Source organism: Microbacterium sp. zg.Y909, assembly GCF_024626565.1.
This window is the reverse complement of the sequence record NZ_JANJFJ010000735.1, coordinates 1-595: the sequence shown is the minus strand read 5'-3', so window position 1 is coordinate 595 and position 595 is coordinate 1. Positions and strand designations below refer to the sequence as shown.

Annotated in this window: 1 protein-coding gene; it reads left to right on the top strand. The window is 73.3% G+C overall.

Translation table 11 applies throughout. The features are described from left to right. The coding region (locus NQ160_RS24465; RefSeq protein WP_257517545.1) for an ABC transporter ATP-binding protein at window positions 1–595 on the top strand (595 nt) is incomplete at both ends.

Below are 595 nucleotides of genomic sequence, written 5' to 3'. Positions count from 1 at the left end.
GCGGCATCGACCTGGCGCTGCGCCCCGGCGCGGTGCAGGGGCTGGCCGGCGAATCGGGGTCGGGCAAGAGCATGACCGCGATGGCGGTTCTCGGCCTGCTGCCGGCCGGGGGCACAGCGAGCGGGTCGATCCGGCTCGGCGACGAAGAGCTCATCGGGATGCCGTCACGCCGGTACCGCGCCGTCCGGGGCCGTCGCATCGGGATGGTGTTCCAGGACCCGTCGGCGAGCCTGCATCCGCAGCTCACCGTCGGCGCGCAGCTGACGGACGTGATGCGCACCCACCTCGGCCTCTCGCGGGCACAGGCGCGCACGCGGGCTGCGGAGCTGCTCGACCGCGTGCGGGTGCCGCATCCCGACGCCGCGCTGAAGAAATTTCCGCACCAGTTCTCCGGGGGGCAGCGCCAGCGGGTGGCGATCGCGATCGCGCTGGCCTGCGACCCGGAGGTGCTGCTGGCCGACGAGCCGACCACGGCGCTCGACGTCACCGTGCAGGCCGGCATGCTGCACCTGCTGCGCGACCTGGCGATCGAGCGGAACCTCGCCGTGCTCCTCGTCACCCACGACCTCGGTGTGATGAGCGCCATCGCCGACGA